Raw genomic sequence first — 2,549 nt, forward strand, 5'->3', positions numbered from 1 at the left:
CTGGGATGCGGACGAGGTCCTGGACGACGTGCGTGAGTACGTGGTCGAGCACCTCGGCGAGGGCGGATCGCTTTCGATCTGCAGCCCTTGTCGCCCGGGACGTGATCGGGCCGGGTGCGGGGGCCGCCCGGGTCCGGGGCGGGGGCACCCGGATCACCTCCACGGGCTACCGTAAGGCCCGTCAGACGAATGCCGTGCACTGCTGATCGAACGGAATGCCGGAGCGCCGCATGACCAACGCCGCCACTCTGCTCCTTGCCACCGCGCTCGTCACGGTCTGCATGCTCCACTTCCTCTGGGCCGTCGGCGTCTACTGGCCGGCCACGTCACAGGAGGACCTGGCCCGGAAGGCCACACCCGACGCGGCAGAAATCCCGCGCCTGCTGACCGCCCTGGTCGCTGCGTTGTTGGCCGGGGCTGCGTACGTGGCCCTGGCGGCGAACTGGGACGGACTGCGTTTTCTCCCCGACTGGCTGTACCGCATGGGCATCTGGGGCCTGGTCGCGGTCATGGCCCTGCGTGGGCTGGTCGAGCCATTCGCCTCCGCCAGCAAGGGCAACGGGCTCTACAACCGGCTTAATCGACGGGTGTACGCACCGTTCTGCGTTGTGCTCGCCCTACTGGGCGTCGTGGTGGCGGTCGGCTGAGAAGTCATCTCAATTGGCGATCGAGCCGCCCGTGAGAGTCAGCGGCAAGGCGCAGGAGCGGTGACTTGACCGCGATGTGAGACTTGCAGCATGGACATGGGGCGTGAGTCGCGGTGGGAAAAGGACGCAATGACGGTGGAGATCGTCTTCGCCCTGGTGACTGCCGCCGTGCTGGCTGGGGTGATCTTTGCCGTCGCCTGGACTCTCGTCCTGGCCCTTGACCTCTCCGGCTCGGCAGAGAGAGGCATGTTGGCAGGGGGCGCACTGCTCGGAGCGGTGGCCGGAGGGTGGCGTCTGGTACGGGTGTTGCTTCGGTTCGACGAGCAGCGCCGAATGGGCCACTGACTACGGCCCTTCCTCTTGCGGTCGGCAGCCTCCCGGCGTGGGGATCGTTGAGCGGCTGGTGCCGGATGAGTCGTGGCAGTTGTTCCGGCGCGTGGTTCCGGAAGCGCCATCGCGACCGCAGGGTGGTGGCCGGCGTCGGCACGGTGACCGCGTGGTGCCGGCGGCGATCGTGTTCGTGGCGACGTCGGGCTGTACATGACAGCAACTGCCCGCCGTGTCGTTCGGGCCATCCGGCGCGACGGCCCCCCGCAGGTACACCGAGTGGACGAAGGCCGGAGTCCGGGCAAAGCTTCACCGCCTGGTCCTCGATGAACTCGGTGCCCGCGGTGACCTGGACTGATCGCCACCCGATACGACAAGACCGCCGAATCCTGCGAAGCAGCCGTCACCCTCGCCGCTCGCTCCTGATGTGAACCTGACATTCGACGGACAACCTAGGGAGTGTCGTGCGGCCACCTGCTAGGTTGAGCGCGTTCAATTGAACGCGTTCAACAAGCTGGGGGCGTCATGGCGGCCACGCAGGACAGACGTACGGACATCCACCGGGTGCAGCGCGCCCTCGCCGCGGGCGCGGCGGTGGCCGCCGTCCTCGTCGTCGCCTGGAGCCTGCCGACGTATTTCGCCCCGCTCCACATCCTGACCGCCGCCCCGGTCGCCGTCCCCCTCTTCCTCCTGCGCCGCCCGGTCGCCTTCGTCCGGGCCTGCGTGATCACGGGGTCCGCCCTGCTGGCCTGGGGCGTGCTGGGCGTCTTCATGGGCCTGTTCCTGTTCTGGCCGGCGGGCATCCTCCTGCTGCTGGCCGCGTGGGCCGACCCCCGCCGGCGCCCCCTCACGGCGAGGATCGCGGGTGGCGCCGGAGTCCTGGTCCTGGCGGGGGCCCTCGCCGCATCCGCTGTGCACACCTGGCACTTCCACATCGGGCCCGCCCTCGCCGAACCCCACACGTTCCGCGCGGAGACCGACCCCGGCCGGCTCCGTGACGGCATCGGCGACGCCGAGGACCGCCTCAGGGACGCCGGGGCGACGAGCGTGACCGGCGTCGGGTCGGACGGCGGCTCCTACCTGGAGGTCCGCTTCCCCGACGACCTCCCCGAAGAGGAGCGCGCCCGCCTGAAGGCGGAGATCGCACGCCTCCCGGGCATCGGCCGCATCTCCCTGTGCCCGGTCCGCGAGTGCGGCTGAGCACGGCGGAGGCCCGGCCCCCGCACGGTGCGTTCCAGGGGCCGGGCCTCGCGGCAGGACTCGCGACGCGGAACACCCGCCCGCGCAACCCCGGGTCCGTTTTCCGCGTCGACACCTATGACCGTAAACGATCAAGGGGGACGGGCATGGCCGTGACGCTGGCCGAGGAGATCGCACTGCTGTCGCTGGACGACGAGTCGGGGGCCGCGAAGGAGCGGTCGTCGGCCGGGTGGGCCGTGGCGGGCGGCATCCTGCTGGAGCTCGTCCTGGCCGAGCGCCTCACGGTGGCCGACGGGCGGCTCGCCGTGGCCGACACGACGCCGACCGGCACCGCGCTGCTCGACGGCCGTCTGGCCAAGCTGGACGAGTGGACGC

General features: G+C 70.6%; 4 protein-coding genes and 1 pseudogene. All 5 read left to right on the top strand.

All coding sequences use genetic code 11. From position 1 onward, the window contains the following. Positions 1 to 230 precede the first annotated feature (230 nt). Positions 231 to 647 carry a DUF3995 domain-containing protein gene (locus tag IH00_RS0113170; RefSeq protein ID WP_052411368.1) on the top strand — a complete coding sequence of 139 codons (417 nt, stop codon included), beginning with the start codon at positions 231 to 233 and terminating at the stop codon, positions 645 to 647. A 90-nt stretch (positions 648 to 737) separates the two neighbouring features. After that, complete coding sequence (locus IH00_RS0113175; RefSeq protein ID WP_031072990.1) at positions 738 to 992, top strand: DUF6332 family protein; 255 nt, start codon at positions 738 to 740, stop codon at positions 990 to 992. A gap of 37 nt (positions 993 to 1,029) precedes the next feature. Beyond that, positions 1,030 to 1,329 (top strand): annotated as a pseudogene (locus tag IH00_RS43340) (transposase); the annotation flags it as partial. Between the two features lie 170 nt (positions 1,330 to 1,499). Next, positions 1,500 to 2,174 carry a hypothetical protein gene (locus IH00_RS0113180; protein ID WP_031072992.1) on the top strand — a complete coding sequence of 225 codons (675 nt, stop codon included), beginning with the start codon at positions 1,500 to 1,502 and terminating at the stop codon, positions 2,172 to 2,174. A gap of 146 nt (positions 2,175 to 2,320) precedes the next feature. Then, positions 2,321 to 2,549: GPP34 family phosphoprotein (locus IH00_RS44020; protein ID WP_031072994.1), on the top strand; the 229-nt coding region annotated here is incomplete at its 3' end.

The organism is Streptomyces sp. NRRL S-118 (assembly GCF_000716335.1).
In the GTDB taxonomy this organism is placed as follows: Bacteria; Actinomycetota; Actinomycetes; order Streptomycetales; family Streptomycetaceae; genus Streptomyces.